Raw genomic sequence first — 18,581 nt, 5'->3', positions numbered from 1 at the left:
CGCCGCCATGGCTCACCTGTGCGAGGTGAACTCCACCACCTGCTGGAAGGTCGGACGGTTCTGCCAGCTGATGTTGTAGTGCTTGATGCCGCCCAGGGTGCGCTGCACGATCGAGTCGGCGCACCACTGGTCGCCCGCCGAGCACAGGGTGTCGCCGGGGTAGACCTGGGCCGCGGTCTTGCCGGCCGCGGTCTTCAGGGTGCTGATGAGAGTGTCCCGGCAGGTGGCGAGGCTGCCGCCGCCGCAGTACTTGTCCGCCAGCGGGCCCTGCACACTCTCACCGAGCACGGCGCGGACGTCCTTGTCGACGTAGCTCCACCAGCCGTACTGGAAGGAGCTGCCCGCGTGGGCGCCGGTGGGTCCGTGCGCGGCCGACGGGGACTCGTCGACGGGCAGGTTGGCCTGCAGGGCGGTGTAGAGGTCGGTGCCGAGGCCCGGTTCGAAGATGCCCTTGGCCAGCAGCGGCCACCACGCGTCCAGGATGCGGATCGCGTCGGCGTCGGCGTACTTCTTCGAACCCGCCGAGGTCTCGGTGCGCTTGCCGCCGGCCGTCAGCCACGCCTGGAGCTTGCTCACCGCGGCCGCGGCCGTGGAGTCGGTGACCGTCGAGCTGTTGATCACCTTGAGCAGGTCCGGGAGGACGTCCTCCGCGCGCAGGTCGGCCAGGGACGCGTCCGCCATGGCCTTCACCAGCGCGGTCCGGGTGACCCCGCCCGCGGCGACCAGTTTCTTGACCCGGTCCTCCAGCAGGTTGCCGCGGTGCACGGAACCGTCGCCCCAGGACGCGGTCGCGTAGTCCTTGGCCTGCTTGTTGTTCCAGGAGATGTAGTAGTCCTGGTCGATGGAGTTGGGGTGCGCGGAGGCCGGGGTGTAGTCGGCGGTGTTCGTCGCCGGGGCCCAGTTCTTCCACTCGTACGCCGACTGCGCCCACACCGGGAACTCGGCGTCGACGCCGGACGCGCGCACCGGGTTGTTGCCGCTGTTGTAGTACGCGGTGTGCGTGGAGTCGGCGTAGAACCAGTTGAAGGTGTAGTTGATGTGCTGCACCGCGCTCTGGAAGGTCTGCGGACTCTTGACGTAGTCCGGATCGTTGAGCATCTGGAAGCCGATGATCGAGTCGGCCTCGTGCAGGTAGGAGGAGCGCAGAGTGGTGTAGGCGACCTTCTTGCCGTCGACGGTCGCCCGGTACTCGACGGGGCCGTACTTCGTGCGCCAGACCCTCATCGTGTACGACCCCGCGGCGGTGCTGTCGGCCGTGGTCGGGGCCCAGGAGTTCTTCTGCTCGATCTTGTCCATCGCCGTGCAGGTGCCGTGGTACAGGTAGTGGTAGTCGTCCTGGCACAGTTCGACGGCGTAGGTGTCGATGATGTCCTGGCCGGAGGTCGTGGCGGACCACGCGTAGTCCTGGCCGCGGCCGAGTTCGACGTACATGCTCAGGCCCGCGAAGGAGGCGCCGCGGGCGCTGATGCCGGGGCCCTGGATCTCCTGGAGCATGAGGAGTTGGGGGGCGAAGTAGCCGGTCTGCGGTCCGAAGACGGCGACCGGGTGGCCGCTGGCCGTGTACTTCCCGCTGACGACCAGCGCGTTGGACATGCCGCGCTTGGCCGAGGTGAGGGCGTTCGCCGTCGCCGTGGCGGAGGCCGCGCTCGCGCTCTGGTCGGCGCCGGTGCCGGAGGTGTCGTAGACCAGTGGCTCGGTGGTCACCGAACCGGCGTCCGGGAGCGCCTCGCCCTGTGCGTTCGCGGGCTTGGCGGCGTACGGGAAGCTCTCGCCGTTGTGGACGGTGAGGACGGCCTCGGGGTCGTTGCGCTCACGGAAGGACTCCCAGACCTCGGTGCCCTTCGTCACGCCGTACCGCTCCTGGGCGGCCATCAGCGAGATGGCGTTGTTGACCTCGCCGCCGCCCCCGGACCCGAACAGGGCGCCGATGACGGAGGCCAGCGCGACCAGGTCGGTGAGCTTGAAGTGCTCGATGGTGCCGGCGTTGGTGATCGAGTCCTTGTGGCCGGTCAGGACGTACTCGCCGGGGAAGTAGCGGCCGCTGTCGGAGGTGTCGATGTAGGAGTTGATGCCGGCGAGATAGGCGTTGGCGTCGGCGAGGGCCTGCTGGCCGCGGGCGCCGTTGTTCGCGACCGCGTTGTCGATCTGCGCCTGGAGATCGGCCTCGCTGTAGGGCGCGTTGCGCCAGAACTGCTGCTCCAGGCCCTGGTTGGAGGGAGCGCCGCCCGCGAAAGTGGTCAGCTGGCCGCGGCCGACGTGCCGGAACACGTCCATGAGCCACAGCCGGTCCTGGGCGGCCGCATAGCCCGCGCCGAACTCGGTGCCGTATCTGGTGGTGCCGGTGATGTGCGGCACACCCGTCTTCTTGTCGCGGACGATCGTCACGTCGGTGCGGCCGGCCGGGCTCAGGGTGGAGGCGACCTGGTCGGACGCGACCCCGAAGGACGCGTCGTTGAAGAAGGTGTTGATGGTCGAGTTGGTGAGCGTGGGATACCCCTTGGCCAGGTTGGCGTAGGGGCCGAGCTGGTCCTCGGCGTGGTCGGGCTGGGTGCCGAAGGCCTGGTTGAGCAGGACCTGCGCGAGGGTCGCGTTGCCGTTCTCGCCGGGCGGCAGGATGTCGGAACACTGGCCGCCGCAGTAGTCGTTCGGCGCCGCGGCCTCGGCCGCCGAAGCGGTCTGCGCAAGCGGGGACAAAAGACCGGCAATCAGGACGCATATGGATGCGGACTTCAGGAACCCGGTGAGTCTGCCGGGAGTTCTCAGTCTGTCGAGTGCGGTGCGTGAGGTGCGCCGTGGCATGGCAGCTCCAACCGACGGGGGGTGTGGCCGGACGTTACCGCCGGTATCCCCGGGATTGAAGATGAACATGCGTCAAGTTTTGGCAGGGGTTCCCGGGCTTATGGGGGGCATCGGAAATCGGATGGAGCCAAATCGCTTGTCGATACGTCTATTCGGCAACGCCGCGGGAAGTCCGTGCGGTGACGCCGAAGTGACCGAAGTACAGGTGCAGGTGTGACGGAGGTGCAGGGCGATGGCCGGTTTCCGGAGTCTGGCGAGACAGGTACGGGATCCGCGGTGCGATCTGGCGCTTCGGCGCTACTCGCTGCGCAAGTGCCTTGAGCGGTTCGCCCCTTACGGGCACAGGGCGACCTGGGACCACTTGTGCTCCCGGGCGGGATTCGGTCCCGAGGACCGCTCCCCCGATCCAGCGCGGCTCGTGGCCGCACTGGAGGAACTGGAGGAGGCGCGTTCGGTCTGGCTCGCCTACGAGGTCGAGTTCGCCGAGCGGCGCAAGAAGGAGAAGCACGACGGGTTGCGCAGGCCGGGCAGTGTGGACGACTGGCACCGGCTGACCTGGGGCGGGTTCGGAGTCGCGTGGTGCGACGACCCCCGGGTGCACCCCGATGACTCGCTGGCCGAGGTCCTGCGCAGGCTGATCTCCGCGCTGGAGCGCGAGCCGGGCGCGGTGTGCCCGGTGTGCGACGGGGAGCGGCTCGTGTGGAAGTACGAACTGGACCACGAACCCTCGACCGGTCCGGTCTGCGTGGACTGCGGAATCCTGGTGCCGCGGCCCGTGCTCACCCCCGAGGCCCTGGCGGACGCCAGGCGCGGGCGGTTGCTGATGTCGGCCTAGAGCGTACGAGCGCGCCGGGGGTGCGCCGGGGATGCCGCACCCCCTGTTCTGACAGCGTTGATCTGTCGGTGCCGCCTGGCACCATCGAGGCATGGTGCAGGTGTGTCTCAACGGCCCGCGCGGGGCCGCCGACGGGTCGGTGGTGCCGCTCACGCCCGGGTCCCTGGCGCAGGCGGCGGCCGAGGCCGTCGCGGCGGGCGCCACGGACATCCACGTCCACCCCAAGACACCTTGCGGGCGGGACAGTCTGTCGCCGCGGGTGGTCGCGGCGACCCTGGAGGCGATCCGTGCGCGGGTGTCGGTCCCGGTCGGTGTGACGACCGGCGCCTGGGCGGAGCCTGACCATACGGCCCGCGCGGCCCGAGTCCGCAGCTGGACCGTGCTGCCCGACCACGCCTCGGTGAACTGGCACGAGCCGGGCGCCGAGGAGACCGCCGCCGCCCTGATCGACCTGGGGGTCGGTGTGGAGGCCGGCATCTGGTCGGGCACGGACGGGGCCGAGCGCTTCGCGGTGTCCGCGCTCGGGCCGAAGGTGCTGCGCGTCCTCGCGGAGGTGACGGACACCCGGGCGCCGGAAGCCGCCGCGCGCAGGCTGCTCGCCGAGCTCGGTACGGCCCACGGCCGCCCGGTGCTGCTGCACGGCGAGGACGAGGGCGCCTGGCCGGTGCTGCGCCTGGCCGGCCGGCTGGGCCTCGCGACCCGGATCGGCCTGGAGGACACGCTCCTCCTGCCGGAGGGGCAACCCGCTCTGTCCAACGCTCAGTTGGTGGCGGAGGCACTCGTCCAGATCGGGTGGTCCCAGCGGTCGTCGTAGGGCAGGGCGAGGAGTTCGGCCTTTGTCGCCAGGTCGGGCTCGTCCTGGGCGCGGAGGGGGGCGGGCGCGTGGGCCGCCAGCCAGGACTGGAGGGCGGTCACCAGAGCGGCGTCGTCACCGCGGTACCACCAGCGGAACGGCGAGTCGTCGGTGATCAGGTCGAACATCCAGGCCCTCGTGCAAGCTACGACATGCGCCTCGACGACCGGCTGGGTCCGGAAGCGGTCGAGAAGCGGCGCCAGGTCGTCCAGAATCGCGGCGCAGGTCTCGAACACCTCGCGGACGGGGTACGGCGGCTGCGGCGTCGTGAGCGTGTCGTCCCACCAGGCGTGCACGAACGCCTCGACGGCCGCCGCCTGCTCGGGCGGCCAGGCCCGCCAGTCCACCCTGCTCAGGCCGTGCTCCTCCCAGCCGATGCCGTCCAGACTTCCGTCGGCCATGGCGTGCGCCGTCTGCGGCAGGAGACGGCGCATCACCGCCGCGTGGTCCTCGAAGTGATCGGGACCCTCGAAGACGAACCGGCTGACCAGATCGGCGGGCACCCGCGTGTACGGCGTCCGCAGAGTCGCCGTCTCCTCGGGGAGGTAACACCGCTCGCAGCCCGTCTCGGTGGGGCTGGCGAAGCCGTTGAAGACGGTGTCGATGTCGGCGAGGGCCGCGTCAAGGGCCGTTGATGTCATGGGGAGTTGATCCCGTCAGGACTCCAGCCGCGGTGTCGCCGCCGACCGAAGATCGCGACGCTACCAGGCCTGCGGAGGAGGCACCAGCGGATTACGGTACCGCCGGGCGGGACGGGTGCCACCGAGCGGACGGCTCAGCGGCACTCGTCCGCCGCCCCCTTCCGCTCCGGCTCCCCGCGGCCCTTCCGCTGCCGGTTTCCGGCCCGCTCCACCAGCAGCCGTGACCCCGTCAGCCTCTCGCCGAAGACGTCGTCCGGGTTGGACAGGACGCAGGTGTCCAGGGACAGACAGCCGCAGCCGATGCAGTCGGTGAGGTGGTCGCGGAGGCGGTTCAACTGCCGGATGCGTTCGTCGAGCTCGGAGCGCCAGGACTCGGAGAGACGGGCCCAGTCCTCGCGGGTGGGGGTGCGCTCCTCGGGGAGTTCGGACAGGGCCTCGCGGATCGTGGCCAGGGGGATGCCGACGCGTTGGGCGGCCCGGACGAACGCGACCCGGCGCAGCGCGTCCCGGGAGTAGCGGCGCTGGTTGCCGGTGGTGCGGCGGCTGCTGATCAGGCCCTTGGACTCGTAGAAGTGCAGGGCGGAGACGGCGGCGCCGCTGCGGGCGGCGAGCTGGCCGACCGTGAGTTCATGGATCTTCTCGGGAATCTGGGGCACCCCTCGAAGCCTACCCATGCCGTCACCCTCGCGGTCCGTTGACAGGGGCTTCCCAGCCGACCATGCTAAGCAGTCGCTTAGATATTTTGCGGCAAGGAGGCCGGGACATGGCAGAGCCGAGGATCTTCACGGGCGCCGACGACCTGAAGACGGCGGTGGGCGAGCAACTGGGGTACACCGACTGGCTGGAGGTCGACCAGAAGCGCGTCGACCTGTTCGCGGACGCCACCGGTGACCACCAGTGGATCCACGTCGACCCGGAGAAGGCCGCCGCGGGGCCCTTCGGCACCACCATCGCGCACGGCTATCTGACCCTGTCCCTGCTGCCGCTGTTCGGACCGCAGCTGATCAAGGTCGAGGGCGTGAAGATGGGCGTCAACTACGGGACGAACAAGGTGCGTTTCCCCGCGCCGGTGCCCGTGGGCTCCCGACTGCGCGCCACCGCGCAGATCGCCGGCGTCGACGACGTGGCGGGCGGCGTCCAGGTCACCGTCGCCTTCAGCGTGGAACGCGAGGGCGGGGACAAGCCGGTGTGCGTCGCGGAGTCGGTGTCCCGGTACTACCTGTAGCCCGTCACTTGGCCGCGCCCACCATGCGCAGCACGAGGTCGGCGTCGAGCGCGCCGACCTCGTCGGGCGTCCAGGGGCCGTCGACGTTGAACCAGCGGGCCACGTCGATGCAGAGCGACATGACGGCGAGGGTCGTGCCCCGCACGTCGAGGACGTCGAACTCGCCGGAGGCCACGCCGTCCTCGATGATCCCGCGCACCTCGGCGTCGCACTGCCGGCGCAGGGCGAGGATCTCGGCGCGGGCGTCGGGGCCGAGGGAGTCCAGTTCGTACTGGACGACCCGGGCGGTGGTACGGCCGCCCGCGTGCCAGCGCACGAAGGAGCTCACCGCGTCCGCGAGCCGCTCGGTCGCGGTGCCCTCGCGGCGGGCCGCGACCCGGAGGATCTCCAGCGCCTTCGCGTGACCGATCCGGCTGATGCGGTGCAGCAGCTCTTCCTTGGTCTTGTAGTGGATGTAGAGCGCGGCGGGGCTCATCCCGGCCCGGCCCGCGATGTCCCGGGTCGTGGTGGCGTGGTAGCCGCGCTCGGCGAACGCCTCCACCGCGGCGACGAGCAGCCGCCGCGCCGCGTCGGGCGTGACCTCGCCCCACGCCGACATCTCGCCGTCGGCCGTCTCCTCCGCCGTACTCATCGCACGCCCCTCTCCACAGTCAGAACCCCCACCATACCGCCGAACCTGAGCGAGCGCTTAGCCTGCTCGCACCGGGGACGCCGGGGGGTGGGGTGGAGTGGAGGGTACGGGGCGCCCAGGGCAGCTCGATGTGAACGCCGGCCGACCGGAACGGCATGCGGGGAGGCGCGAGGGGTGATCGTTCGCTGCGAGCACCTGCGGCGGGCCGGAGCGGAGGACACGGGGCGCCGAGCCGCGGGGGCGAGACAGCACGCAAGAACGCCTACCGGACAGCCGGTCGACGCGGACACCGGCCGCGGACCGGAACGGCACGCGAGGAAAGGTGAGCGGTCGGAAACGGAACAGCCGGGGGCGTGAGGGGCGGCTGTTCGGTGCGGACGCCGAGCCGTGCGGGCGAGACAACACGTAAGAACACCTACCGGGCAGCCCGTCGACGCGGACACCGGCCGCGCACCGGAACGGCACGTGAGGAAAGGTGAGGGTCGGAACAGCCGGGGCGTCAGGGGCGGCTGTTCGGTGCGGGCGCCGAGCCGTGCGGGGCGGAACGGCAAAGCCCGGTACGAGCCGTCCCGCGTCCCGCCGTGTCGGAGCGGTCCGAGGCCGGGCTCGCCCGTCGGCCGCGCAGGACCACTCAAACCGCGTCCCGGGACCGAGGCCGTACGCCGGGTCCAGCCGCCGGCGTCCGGGCGCGTGACGGGGCGAGCCGCCGGGAGTCACCGGGTGCCGGCCGCTCGACGTGAGCCCCCGGCCACCCGGCACTCGGCGGAAGCCCCGGACCGAGCCGGGGCAGGACCCAGGTCGTGGCCCCTCCCCCGGCCGCCCCGATCAGAGCTTCTCGAAGGGGTCGTGGTCGGCGAGGAGTTTTTCCAGGCGGGCCTGGTCGACCCGGCTGACGATCTGGCCGGCCTCCTGCCGGTCGCGGATGACCTTGGCGAGGGTGAAGGCGGAGGTGACCAGGTACAGGACGGCGATCGCGAGGAAGCCGCGCACCCAGGCGTCGGCGTCCAGGCGGAAGATGCCGACGGCGGTGGCGGCCATGGCCACGGCGAAGGAGGCGACGGCCTGACCGTAGAAGGCGGCCGTGCTCTGCTGTTTGACCGGTGTGTCGCTCATGGCCAGAGTCTCGGCCCGGCGTGGCCCCCGCCACATCCGCTCAGCTACTCAGACGGTACTCAGAACGCCGAGACCCCCGTCAACGCCCGCCCGATCACCAGCTTCTGGATCTGGCTCGTGCCCTCGTAGAGGGTCATCACCCGCGCGTCGCGCAGCAGTTTGCCCACCGGGTACTCGTCGATGTAGCCGTACCCGCCGAACACCTGCAACGCGTTGTTCGCCGCGCGCACGGCCGCTTCCGAGGCGAACAGCTTGGCCTTGGAGGACTCGACGGCGAAGGGCTCACCGCGGTCGATCAGGTCGGCCACCCGCCAGGTCAGCAGCCGGGCCGCGTCCACGTCGACGGCGATGTCGCTGATGAGCTCCTGGACCAGCTGGTGCCCGGCGATCGGCTTGCCGAACTGCTCACGCTCGCCCGCGTACCGGAGAGCCGCGTCCAGGGCGGCCTGGGCTATGCCGACACACCCCGCCGCCACCGACATCCGCCCCTTGGCCAGCGCGGACATGGCGACGGCGAACCCCTTGCCCTCCTCGCCGACCATCGCGGAGGCGGGCACCCGGACCCCCTCCAGGACCAGTTCGGCGGTCGCCTGGCCGCGCAGTCCGAGCTTGCCGTGGATCGTGCGGCGGGTGAGGCCGGGGGTGTCCGTCGGCACGAGGAAGGCGGAGACGCCCTTGTGGCCGGGAGCGTCCGTCGACCGGGCGAACAGCAGCACCACATCGGCCCAGGTGCCGTTCGTGATGAACATCTTGGTGCCGTCGATGACGTAGTCGTCGCCGTCCCGCACCGCGCGCGTGGCGAGGTTGCCCGCGTCGGAGCCGGTGCCGGGCTCGGTGAGGCCGAAGCAGCCGACGTGGGCGCCGGAGGTGAGTCCCGGCAGCCAGCGGCGCTTCTGCTCCTCGGTCCCCCACGCGGCGACCGTCTTGGCCACGAGCCCGAGCGAGACGGACACGATCCCGCGCACCGACGAGTCGCCCCGCCCCAGTTCCTCGGTGACCAGGCAGTAGGCGAGATGGTCGCCGCCCGAGCCGCCGTACTCCTCGTCGATCGTCAGCCCCAGGAAGCCGACCTCGCCGAGCTTCTTGACGATCGACCGGTCGACGTCCTCGGCGCGGTCCCAGGCGACGACATGAGGGGCGATCTCCCGGGTCACGAAGTCCCGCGCCAGCTGCCGGACGGCAGCCTGCTCCTCACTCAGCCCCAGGTCGACCACGGGATCACCTCACTCGAGAACCGCACCATTAAATTAGCACTGCTAGTTTACGTTCCGCAGCCCTACTATGTGCGCCATGGCCCGACCGCGCAAGCCCCTCCTCAGCACCGACCGGATCGTCGAGACGGCACGCGCGCTCGTGGACGCGGAGGGCCTCGCGGCACTGTCCACGCGGCGGCTGGCGGCGGAACTCGGGGTCAGCGGCCCGTCCCTGTACAACCACTTCCGGACGAAGGACGAGATCCTGGAGGCGGTCGCCGACTCGGTGAGCGCCCAGGTCGACCTGTCGATGTTCGAGGACGGCCGGGCATGGCGGACCGCCCTGCACGACTGGGCCGTCTCCTACCGCACCGCCCTGCGCGACCACCCCAACATCGTCCCGGTCCTGGCCCGGGGCCCCGGCCGCCGCCCCGCGGGGCTGCGCCTCGCCGACGCGGTCTACGGCGCGATGGTCGACGCGGGCTGGCCACCGGCGCAGGCCACGTCCATCGGCGCGCTGATGCGGTACTTCATCATGGGCTCGGCGCTCGGCTCCTTCGCGGGCGGCTTCGTGGACGACAAGAGCGCGTACGACCCCGCGGACTACCCGCACCTCGGCCAGGCGCACCTTCTCGCCGAGCAGCAGGAGAAGATCGACGAGCGGGCGTTCGAGACCGGACTGCGGGCCCTGCTGGACGGTCTCACGCAGCAGTACGAGCAGGTCGCAGACGCCGGGTAGGCATACTTCGGCGGGCGCCGAAGCGTTGGCGGCGCATGCTGGGACCCATGACCAAGGACCCGCAGGCACCCCGGCTGGCGAGGCTCGCCGCCCTGTTCGCCGACGAGACCCGGGCCGCCTGTCTGCTGGCCCTGCTCGACGGCCGGGCCTGGACCGCGGGTGAGCTGGCCCGCCATGCGGGGGTCGCCGCCTCCACCCTGAGCGAGCACCTGGGCAAGCTGGTCGCGGGCGGTCTGCTGACGGAGGAGCGCCAGGGCCGTCACCGGTACGTACGACTGGCCGACGCGAGGGTGGCCCACCTGGTGGAGGACCTGGCGGCGCAGGTCTCCCCGGACCCGGACGCGGTCCCGCGCCCGCGCAGTCTGCGGGAGTCGAGCGCCGGCTCGGCGATGGCCCGGGGCCGCACCTGCTACGACCATTTCGCGGGCCGCCTCGGCATCGCCCTGACCGACGCCCTGACCTCGCGTCGGCTGCTGCGCCAGGACACCGGTTTCGCCCTCACGGACGCGGGCCTGGCCTGGTTCCAGGACGTGGGCATCCCGCTCGACCGCAAGGGCCGCCGCCCCCTGGCCCGGGGCTGCCTCGACTGGACGGAGCGCCGCCCGCACCTGGCGGGGGTCGCGGGAGCGGCCCTGTGCCGCCACGCGCTCGCCGAGGGCTGGTGCGTACGCATCGGTTCGGAGCGCGCCGTGAAGGTGACGGGGACGGGCGAACGGGCCCTGGCGGAGCTGCTGGGCATCGACGGGGCGGCGTTGCGCTGAACACCCTCCGCGGACCGCTGCCCAGCCGTCCGAAATCCGCGAGCTTCCGCGCTCCCCCTTCCCTAACCTCAGGAGCATGATGAACCACCGCCGCACCGAACTCCTCGCAGCCGGCGCAGCCACCGTCACCGTCATCCTCTGGGCCTCGGCCTTCGTCTCCATCCGCAGCGCGGGCGCCGCCTACTCCCCCGGCGCGCTGGCCCTCGGCCGCCTGCTCTCCGGCGCCCTCGCCCTGGCCGTGATCTGTCTGATACGCCGGGAAGGGCTCCCCCCGCGCTCCGCGTGGCGCGGCATCGCGATCTCGGGCGTCCTCTGGTTCGGCTTCTACATGGTCGTCCTGAACTGGGGCGAACAGCAGGTGGACGCGGGCACCGCGGCGCTGGTCGTGAACATCGGCCCGATCCTGATCGCCCTGCTCGGCGCCCGCCTGCTCAAGGACGCGTTGCCGCCCCGCCTGCTGGCGGGCATGGCGGTGTCCTTCGCGGGCGCGGTCACCGTCGGCCTGTCGATGTCGGACGACGGCGGCTCCTCGGTGCTCGGCGTGGTCCTGTGTCTGCTCGCGGCGATCGCCTACGCCGGCGGAGTCGTCGCCCAGAAGCCGGCCCTGGGCTCGGCGACCCCGCTGCAGGTGACGACGTTCGGCTGCCTCACGGGCGCCGTCGTCTGCCTGCCGTTCGCCGGTCAGCTGGTGTCGGACGCGGCCGACGCACCCGCCTCGGCGACCCTCAACATGGTCTACCTGGGCGTGTTCCCGACCGCTCTGGCCTTCACCACCTGGGCCTACGCCCTCGCCCGTACGACCGCCGGCCGCATGGGCGCGACCACCTACGCGGTGCCCGCCCTGGTCGTCCTGATGTCGTGGCTGGCGCTCGGCGAGGTCCCGGGCCTGTTCACGCTCGCGGGCGGGGCGCTGTGCCTGGCGGGCGTGGCGGTGTCCCGGTCCCGTTCCGGCGCGCGGGCGGCCGCGGCCCCGGTGACGGCACCGGGACCGCGGCCCGAGAAGGCGTCAGACCCCGCGTGAACGCGCCCTGCCCGCGAGCACCTTGATGCACAGCAGCGCGATCACCGAGAGCACGATGATGTACCCGGACACCGCCATCGAGGTCCCGGTGGCCTCCAGCAGCAGCACCATCAGGAAGGGCGCGAGCCCACCGCCGAGCACGGCGGCGATCTGGTAGCCGAGAGACGCTCCCGTGTACCGCATCTCGGGCGTGAACAGCTCGGCGAACAGGGCGGCCTGGGGGCCGTACATGATGCTCAGGAAGCATCCGGCGACGAACGTGGCGACCGCCAGCCACAGCAGCGACCCGGTGTCGATGAGCAGGAACATCGGGACCGCCCACAAGGCGATGCCGACCGCGCCGAGGGCGTAGATCCTGATGCGGCCGAGGCGGTCGGAGAGGGCGGCGGCGGCCGGGATCAGCACCAGCTGGGTGAGGCTGATGCAGAGCGAGACGGTGAGAACCGCACTGCGCTTCATGCCGAGTTCGCGGGTGGTGTAGTCGAGGACGCCGGTGATCAGGATGTAGAAGGTCGCGGTGTTCACGGCGAAGGAGCCGCCCGCGAGCAGGACCGTGCCGAGGTGGTGGCGCAGGACCGTGCGCAGCGGGGAGGTCTGCGCGGTCTTCTCCTGCTCGGCCAGCTCCCGCTCCGCCTGGCGGAATTCGGGGGTCTCCTCGACCTTGGCGTGGATGTACCAGGCGAGCGCGAGGACGAACAGACCGATGAGGAACGGGATGCGCCAGCCCCAGGCCGCGAATTGGCTGTCCGTGGTGAACGCCCCGGCCAGCAGGAAGACCGTGTTGGCGGTCACCACCCCGATGGGGACGCCGAGTTGGACGACACTGCCGTACAGGCCGCGCTTGCCCTCGGGGGCGTACTCGGTGGCCAGCAGCATCGCGCCGCCCCACTGCGCGCCGACCGCGACGCCCTGGACCACGCGCAGGAGCACGAGCAGGATCGGGGCGGCGACGCCGATCGTGTCGTACGTCGGCAGCAGGCCGATGCCGGTGGTGGCGAGGCCCATGAGGGTGAGGGCGAGGACCAGCATGGGCTTGCGGCCGCGCTTGTCGCCGATCTGACCGGCGACGATGCCACCGATCGGGCGGGCCAGGAAACCGACGGCGAAGGTGGCGAACGCGGCGAGGACGCCGGCGGAGGAGCTGCCCGCGGGGAAGTACAGATCACCGAGGACGAGGGCGGCGGCTATGCCGAAGACGAAGTAGTCGTACCACTCGACGGCGGAGGCGAGGGCGGCGGCGGTGGCGACGCGACGGCGCTGGGGAGACGCCGGCGCGGCTACGGACGTGGGGTGAGCGGAAGGGGCCGTGTCCATGCGGTGCACACTCCGGTGGGTGCGTGGGGACGTTGGCGGCTGAACATACTGACCGGACGGTATGGGGTCAACGGTTGTGCGGGAAGGTTGCCCGGAGCACCCGGGACGGGGCTCCGGGCGACCGTCGGTCAGAACACCACCAGGGCCCTGCCGCCCTTGCCCGCCAGCATGTTGTCGAAGGCGGCCGGGATGCCGTCCAGCGCGATCCGCTCGGTCACCAGCATCCCGAGGTCGAGGCGGCCCGCCCGGACGTGCTCGGCGAGCACGGGCAGGTCCTCGGCGGGGTCGGAGTTGCCGTAGACACAGCCCGCGAGGGTGCGGCCCCAGTGGAAGATCTCCAGGGCGTTGAAGGTGACCTGCTGGTCCTTGCCGCCGATGCCGACGACCGTCGTACGGCCGCCGCGGCGGGTGGAGTCCCAGGCCGCGCGGATGGTCGACGCGCGGCCGACGCACTCGACGGCGACGTCGACGCCCTGCTTGCCGGTCAGGCCCCGGATCTCGCGGGCGGTGGTGTCGGAGGCGATCACGTAGTCGGTGGCCCCGGCGGCGCGCGCCAACTCCTCCTTCTCCGGGGAGACATCGACCGCGACGATCTTCGACGCGCCCGCGATCCGGGCCGCCTGGAGCGCGGCCAGGCCCACACCTCCGACGCCGTGGACCGCGACCGTCTCGCCCGCCCGGACCCGCGCCGAGTGGTGGACGGCGCCGTAACCGGTCAGGACCGCGCAGCCCAGCAGGGCCGCGTCGGTGAGCGGGATGCCGGCGGGCAGGGGCAGCAGACAGGACTGAGGCACGACCGTCTCCTCAGCGAACGCGGCGACGTTCAGGCCGGGGTGGAGGTCGGTGCCGGCCGCGGTGCGGGCGTAGACCTCGGCGGCGCCGCTCAGGGCGTTGGCGCACAGCCAGACCTCGCCGAGCGAGCAGGCATGGCACCTTCCGCAGGAGGGAGCCCAGTTGAGGACGACCTCGGCACCGGGCGCCACCCCGGTGACACCCTCCCCCACGGCGACCACGGTGCCCGCACCCTCGTGCCCGAGGACGGCCGGGACGGGGACGCGCATGGTGCCGTCGGACAGGGACAGGTCGGAGTGGCAGACCCCGGCGGCGGCGAGACGCACCCGGACCTGGCCGGCGCCGGGGTCCGGCAGGTCGATGTCGGTGACCTCCAGGGGAGCGCCCACGGCGGGAAGGACGGCGGCACGAACCACGGGACGGCTCCTCAGAACTGGAGGGACTTGGTCTGGAGGTATTCGGCGAGACCGTGCGAGCCGAGCTCGCGGCCGACGCCGGACTGCTTGTAACCGCCGAAGGGGGCAAGGGGGTTGAAGCGGCCGCCGTTGATGTCGACCTGCCCGGTGTCCATCCGGCGGGCGAAGGCCACCGCCTCCGACTCGTCGCCGGCCCAGACGGCGCCCGCGAGGCCGTAGACCGTGCCGTTGGCGATGCGCAGGGCGTCCTCCTCGTCCTCGTAGCGCAGGACGGACAGGACCGGGCCGAAGATCTCCTCCTGCGCGATCGTCATGTCGGGGGTGACGTCGGCGAAGACGGTCGGGGCGACGAAGTATCCCTGCTCGCGCGGGGATTCGGGGCCACCGGCGACCAGCCGGGCCCCCTCCGCCACGCCCTTCTCGATGTAACCGCGCACCCGCGCCTGCTGCTTGGCGTTGACGACGGGCCCGATGCGCTCGCCGTACTTCTCGGCGGCCGCGGCGGCGAGCTCGACGGCCTCGTCGTACTGGTCGCGGTGGACGAGCATCCGGGTCCAGGCGCTGCACGTCTGGCCGGAGTTGGACATCACGTTGGCGACGCCGACGTTGACCGCCTTGGCGAGGTCGGCGCTCGGCAGGATGACGTTGGCGGACTTGCCGCCCAGCTCCAGGGCGACCTTCTTGAGTGCGGCACCGGCACTCGCGCCGATCCGCCGGCCGACCGCGGTGGAGCCGGTGAAGGACACCAGGTCGACGTCCGGGTGCTCGACCAGTGCCTGACCCGCGACCGGGCCGAGTCCGGTGACCAGGTTGAAGACGCCGGCCGGGACGCCCGCCTCGTGGACCGCCTCGGCGAAGAGCTGGGCCACCAGCGGGGTGTCCTCGGCGGGCTTGAGGACGACCGTGCAGCCCGCGGCGAGGGCCGGGGCGACCTTGGCGACGATCTGGTGGAGCGGGTAGTTCCAGGGCGTGATCGCGGCGACGACGCCAATCGGCTCCTGGTGGATGGTGGAGTTGCCGGCCTTCTCCTCGAAGGGGTGCGTCGCGGCGAGCTCGGCGTAGGAGGCGGCGACCGCGACGGGGACGGCGGCGTGGACGTTCTGCGAGAACTTCAGGGGCGAGCCGAGCTCGGCGGTGACCGTCTCGGCGATCTCGTCCTTGCGGGCGGCGAGGACGTCCCGCAGGGCGGCCAGGCGGGCGGCCCGCTCGGCCGGAGCGGTCGCGGCCCAGGCCGGGAGGGCGGCCCGGGCGGCCCGTACCGCGAGGTCGACGTCCTCGGCGGTGCCGGCCGGGACCCGCGCGATGACCTGCTCGTCGGCCGGGTTCACGACCTCGATCACGTCCGGGCCGGTGGCCGGGCGCCACTCACCCTCGATGTACATGCCGTCGTGCGCCTTCATGGTGCGTCCTTCCGGGCTGGGCCGTGACGTGCTGTCGTCCGGCCTCATAAACTAGCGACGATAGTTTTTTCGCGCCAGAGCGGGACCGGACTCCGCACGGACATCAGAAGTCGACGCGGGCCCGCTCGTCCACCCGAGCCACGGCCTCCTGCCCGAACTCCTTCTCGTACGCCCGCCGGATCTCCTCGATCTTCCGGTCGCTCGCGGGCGCCTGCCCCACCGGGTAGAGCAGGATCAGCTCGTACGACCGCTCCTTCTCGATCCTCCCGCCCACGTCCCGCCACTGCCCGCGCCCGCTCTGCACGGTGAGCCCGGCCGGGAAGCCGGGGGTGACCTCCCTGTCGACGAAGGCCATGAACTGCCGGTCGGTAACGGCCGCTCCGCCGTCGGGCCGCGCGGTACCGAAGAAAAGCTGCGTCTCGATGTACGACGCCCCGCGCTCCGGCGCCGCGGAGTCGGCCTCGGCGAGGGTGGCGCAGGCGGTGGGCACGCCGGCGAGCAGCAGCGCGGCACCGGCGAGGAGGGCTCTGGTCCGGGTGAGGTGCATGATCATGCGCACTTGCCTAGCGGGTGAGCACGGTGCAGTCCGGGTGCCGTGCTCTGGGGTCACTCCATCAGGGAGGTGGGGTGGGGGCCGGCGGAGGGTACGGGTGCGGGGGTCGGGGCGGCGCCGGGGGGAACCGGCCTGAGGCCGGGCGGCAGCAGGACGGCGGGTGCACGGCCGGTGGGGCTGCGGGGCGGATCGGGTGCCGTGCTCTGGGGTCACTCCATCCGGGAGGCGGGGTGGGGGCCGGCCGAGGGTACGGGCGCGGGGCCGGGGCGGGGCGGCGCCGGGGCGAAGCCGGCCTGAAGCCGCGCGGGGCAGCGGGCGCACCGGTGGCGGGACTGCGGGCCGGATCGGGTGCCGTGCTGGGATCGGGGCGGCGCCACGGGGAGCAGGCCCGAGGCCGGGCGGCAGCGGGACGGCGGGCGCGCGGCCGGTGGGGCTGCGGGGCGGATCGGGTGCCGTGCTCTGGAGTCACTCCGTCAGGGAGGCGGGGCGGGGGCCAGCGGAGGGTACGGGCGCGGGGGTCGGGGCGGCGCCGGCCTGAGGCCGCGCGGCAGCGGGCGCACCGGTGGCGGGACTGCGGGCCGGATCGGGTGCCGTGCTGGGATCGGGGCGGCGCCACGGGGAACCGGTCTGAGGCCGGGCGGCAGCGGGACGGCGGGCGCGCGGCCGGTGGGGCTGCGGGGCGGATCGGGTGCCGTGCTCTGGGTTCACTCCAACAGGGGGGTCGGGCGGGGCCGGCCGAGGGTACGGCGCGGGGGTCGGGGCGGCGCCAGCCTGAGGCCGCGCGGGCAGCGGGGCGGCGGGCGCGCCGGTGGCGGGCTTGGCGGGGCGCCGGACAGATGTGGCGGCCTCCGCCGTGCCCCCGCCCTCCTCACTCGTCAAGGTCCGGGAGCCGGTCCGGGGACGGGCAGATGCGTTCGCCGTGCTGGTCGAAGACGAAGAGGTGGGAGATGTCGACGAGGAGGGGCACCTGCATGCCGCGGCGCAGGTCGATGTCCGGGGTGGTGCGGACGACGAGGTCGCCGGGGAGGCGGGCGTCGGCGGGAGCGGGTGCGGGGTCCGGGGGGTCCTCCAGGACCACGACGGGGCCCGCGCGGAGGGAGACGGCGCGCTCTCTCAGACGGTCCAGGACCGTGCCGTCGCGGCGGCGGCGCCGGGGCTGGCGCGGGGCGGCACGCGGAGCCTCCAGATCGGGGACAAGGGCGGGCCGGGAGCCGGTGTCGAAGTGCACGAGGACCTCGTGGCCCTGGAACTCCACATGCTCCACCAGGCCGGTGATCGGCATCTCCCCCGGGCGGGCCGAGGTCCGCTTGGCGATGCGGACCGCCTCCGAACGCAGGCCCACGATCACCTCGCGCCCCTGCTGCACGCGGAGCAACTGGTGGTCCAGGGAGAGGGGTTCGGGCAGCCGCAGGTACTGCTTGCCGAGGCTGATGGTCATCGCGCCGTCCAGCGGGGCCCGGACCAACCCGCGCAGCAGGTTGATGCGCGGGGTGCCGATGAAGGCCGCGACGAAGACGTTGCGGGGCAGCGCGTACACCGAGCGCGGGGTGCCGACCTGCTGGAGGACTCCGCCGCGCAGCACGGCCACCCGGTCGCCGAGCGACATGGCCTCGGCCTGGTCGTGGGTGACGTAGACCGTGGTGACGCCCAACTCCCTGGTGAGTCCGGCTATTTCGGCGCGCAGATGGTTGCGGAGCTTGGCGTCGAGGTTGGACAGCGGCTCGTCCATGAGGAAGGCGGAGGGGTGGCGGGAGATGGCCCGGCCCATCGCCACGCGCTGGCGTTCGCCACCCGAGAGCTGGGCCGGGTAGCGGTCGAGGACGTCCTCGATGCCCAGCATGCGGGCGGTGGCGTCCACGCGGGCGCGGGGGTCCTCGTCGGGGGCCTCGATGCGCAGCGGGAAGCCGATGTTCCCCCGGCTGGTCATGTTCGGATAGAGGGCGAAGTTCTGGAACACCATCGCCATCCGCCGCTCGGCGGGCAGCAGGTCGTTGGCGTACTCGCCGTCGAGCCTGAGCTCGCCCTCGGTGATCTCCTCCAGCCCGGCGATCATCCTGAGCACGGTGGACTTTCCGCAGCCGGAGGGGCCGAGCAGGACGAGGAACTCGCCGGGCGCGATGTCCAGCGAGAGCCGGTCCACCACCCGGACGCCCCGGGTGTAGGTCTTGCTCACGTGGTGCAGAGATATGGCGCGTGTCATGAGGGTGCCCCCGAGGGCTGGATCAGGCGCTGGTGCTCCGCGGTGGAGTGACCCCGTGCGGGTCGTACGGGGCTGTGAGTCACGGAAGTTAACGG

The 18,581-nt window shown here is 72.2% G+C and carries 17 protein-coding genes; 6 read left to right on the top strand and 11 right to left on the bottom strand.

Annotation, left to right across the window (positions count from 1 at the left end):
- Nucleotides 1-12 precede the first annotated feature (12 nt).
- The gene (locus AQI94_RS34965; RefSeq protein ID WP_031043583.1) at nucleotides 13-2,799 is read right to left on the bottom strand and encodes a penicillin acylase family protein; all 2,787 of its coding nucleotides are present in this window, start codon (nucleotides 2,797-2,799) and stop codon (nucleotides 13-15) included.
- A 232-nt stretch (nucleotides 2,800-3,031) separates the two neighbouring features.
- Between AQI94_RS34965 and AQI94_RS34960 the strand changes: the two genes are divergently transcribed.
- Nucleotides 3,032-3,634, top strand: coding sequence for a hypothetical protein (locus AQI94_RS34960; protein ID WP_031043581.1), 603 nt, complete (start codon nucleotides 3,032-3,034; stop codon nucleotides 3,632-3,634).
- Nucleotides 3,635-3,725: 91 nt separating this feature from the next.
- Complete coding sequence (locus AQI94_RS34955; protein WP_031043579.1) at nucleotides 3,726-4,448, top strand: 3-keto-5-aminohexanoate cleavage protein; 723 nt, start codon at nucleotides 3,726-3,728, stop codon at nucleotides 4,446-4,448.
- On the opposite strand, the gene AQI94_RS34950 is transcribed toward AQI94_RS34955, so the two are convergent.
- Nucleotides 4,394-5,128 carry a hypothetical protein gene (locus tag AQI94_RS34950; protein WP_031043577.1) on the bottom strand — a complete coding sequence of 245 codons (735 nt, stop codon included), beginning with the start codon at nucleotides 5,126-5,128 and terminating at the stop codon, nucleotides 4,394-4,396. The genes AQI94_RS34955 and AQI94_RS34950 overlap by 55 nt on opposite strands.
- Nucleotides 5,129-5,262: 134 nt before the next feature.
- Nucleotides 5,263-5,784, bottom strand: coding sequence for a redox-sensitive transcriptional activator SoxR (soxR, locus tag AQI94_RS34945; protein WP_031043574.1), 522 nt, complete (start codon nucleotides 5,782-5,784; stop codon nucleotides 5,263-5,265).
- Nucleotides 5,785-5,891: 107 nt separating this feature from the next.
- On the opposite strand from soxR, the gene AQI94_RS34940 reads away from it, so the two are divergent.
- Nucleotides 5,892-6,353, top strand: a complete 462-nt coding sequence (locus tag AQI94_RS34940; protein WP_031043572.1) for a MaoC family dehydratase — start codon at nucleotides 5,892-5,894, stop codon at nucleotides 6,351-6,353.
- A gap of 4 nt (nucleotides 6,354-6,357) precedes the next feature.
- Here the strand turns inward: AQI94_RS34940 and AQI94_RS34935 are convergent, their stop codons facing one another.
- The 3 genes from AQI94_RS34935 to AQI94_RS34925 all read right to left on the bottom strand — a co-directional run bounded on the left by AQI94_RS34935 (nucleotide 6,358) and on the right by AQI94_RS34925 (nucleotide 9,311).
- Nucleotides 6,358-6,984, bottom strand: coding sequence for a TetR/AcrR family transcriptional regulator (locus tag AQI94_RS34935; RefSeq protein ID WP_031043570.1), 627 nt, complete (start codon nucleotides 6,982-6,984; stop codon nucleotides 6,358-6,360).
- An 825-nt stretch (nucleotides 6,985-7,809) separates the two neighbouring features.
- The gene (locus tag AQI94_RS34930) at nucleotides 7,810-8,097 is read right to left on the bottom strand and encodes a YiaA/YiaB family inner membrane protein (protein ID WP_031050679.1); all 288 of its coding nucleotides are present in this window, start codon (nucleotides 8,095-8,097) and stop codon (nucleotides 7,810-7,812) included.
- Nucleotides 8,098-8,156: 59 nt separating this feature from the next.
- On the bottom strand, nucleotides 8,157-9,311 hold the full coding sequence (locus AQI94_RS34925) for an acyl-CoA dehydrogenase family protein (protein ID WP_031050676.1): 1,155 nt from the start codon (nucleotides 9,309-9,311) through the stop codon (nucleotides 8,157-8,159).
- 76 nt (nucleotides 9,312-9,387) lie between these two features.
- Here AQI94_RS34925 and AQI94_RS34920 point away from each other — a divergent pair, with 76 nt between their 5' ends.
- The 3 genes from AQI94_RS34920 (at nucleotide 9,388) to AQI94_RS34910 (ending at nucleotide 11,811) form a co-directional block, all read left to right on the top strand.
- Nucleotides 9,388-10,029, top strand: coding sequence for a TetR/AcrR family transcriptional regulator (locus AQI94_RS34920; RefSeq protein WP_031050672.1), 642 nt, complete (start codon nucleotides 9,388-9,390; stop codon nucleotides 10,027-10,029).
- Between the two features lie 35 nt (nucleotides 10,030-10,064).
- A complete protein-coding gene (locus AQI94_RS34915; RefSeq protein WP_031050669.1) occupies nucleotides 10,065-10,790 on the top strand; it encodes an ArsR/SmtB family transcription factor in 726 nt (241 codons plus the stop codon).
- Between the two features lie 79 nt (nucleotides 10,791-10,869).
- Complete coding sequence (locus AQI94_RS34910; protein ID WP_037943365.1) at nucleotides 10,870-11,811, top strand: DMT family transporter; 942 nt, start codon at nucleotides 10,870-10,872, stop codon at nucleotides 11,809-11,811.
- Here the strand turns inward: AQI94_RS34910 and AQI94_RS34905 are convergent.
- The 5 genes from AQI94_RS34905 to AQI94_RS34885 all read right to left on the bottom strand — a co-directional run bounded on the left by AQI94_RS34905 (nucleotide 11,797) and on the right by AQI94_RS34885 (nucleotide 18,486).
- A complete protein-coding gene (locus AQI94_RS34905; protein WP_031050665.1) occupies nucleotides 11,797-13,125 on the bottom strand; it encodes an MFS transporter in 1,329 nt (442 codons plus the stop codon). The genes AQI94_RS34910 and AQI94_RS34905 overlap by 15 nt on opposite strands.
- A 128-nt stretch (nucleotides 13,126-13,253) precedes the next feature.
- On the bottom strand, nucleotides 13,254-14,333 hold the full coding sequence (locus AQI94_RS34900) for a Zn-dependent alcohol dehydrogenase (protein WP_031050662.1): 1,080 nt from the start codon (nucleotides 14,331-14,333) through the stop codon (nucleotides 13,254-13,256).
- Between the two features lie 11 nt (nucleotides 14,334-14,344).
- On the bottom strand, nucleotides 14,345-15,733 hold the full coding sequence (locus tag AQI94_RS34895) for an aldehyde dehydrogenase family protein (protein ID WP_062230108.1): 1,389 nt from the start codon (nucleotides 15,731-15,733) through the stop codon (nucleotides 14,345-14,347).
- Nucleotides 15,734-15,836: 103 nt separating this feature from the next.
- The gene (locus AQI94_RS34890; RefSeq protein WP_031054383.1) at nucleotides 15,837-16,286 is read right to left on the bottom strand and encodes a DUF3574 domain-containing protein; all 450 of its coding nucleotides are present in this window, start codon (nucleotides 16,284-16,286) and stop codon (nucleotides 15,837-15,839) included.
- An 868-nt stretch (nucleotides 16,287-17,154) separates the two neighbouring features.
- Nucleotides 17,155-18,486, bottom strand: a complete 1,332-nt coding sequence (locus tag AQI94_RS34885; protein WP_031045947.1) for an ABC transporter ATP-binding protein — start codon at nucleotides 18,484-18,486, stop codon at nucleotides 17,155-17,157.
- Between the last annotated feature and the right edge of the window lie 95 nt (nucleotides 18,487-18,581).

The sequence above is a fragment of the Streptomyces pseudovenezuelae genome, from assembly GCF_001513955.1.
Classification (GTDB): domain Bacteria; phylum Actinomycetota; class Actinomycetes; order Streptomycetales; family Streptomycetaceae; genus Streptomyces; species Streptomyces pseudovenezuelae.
This window is presented reverse-complemented; position numbering and strand designations above follow the sequence as displayed.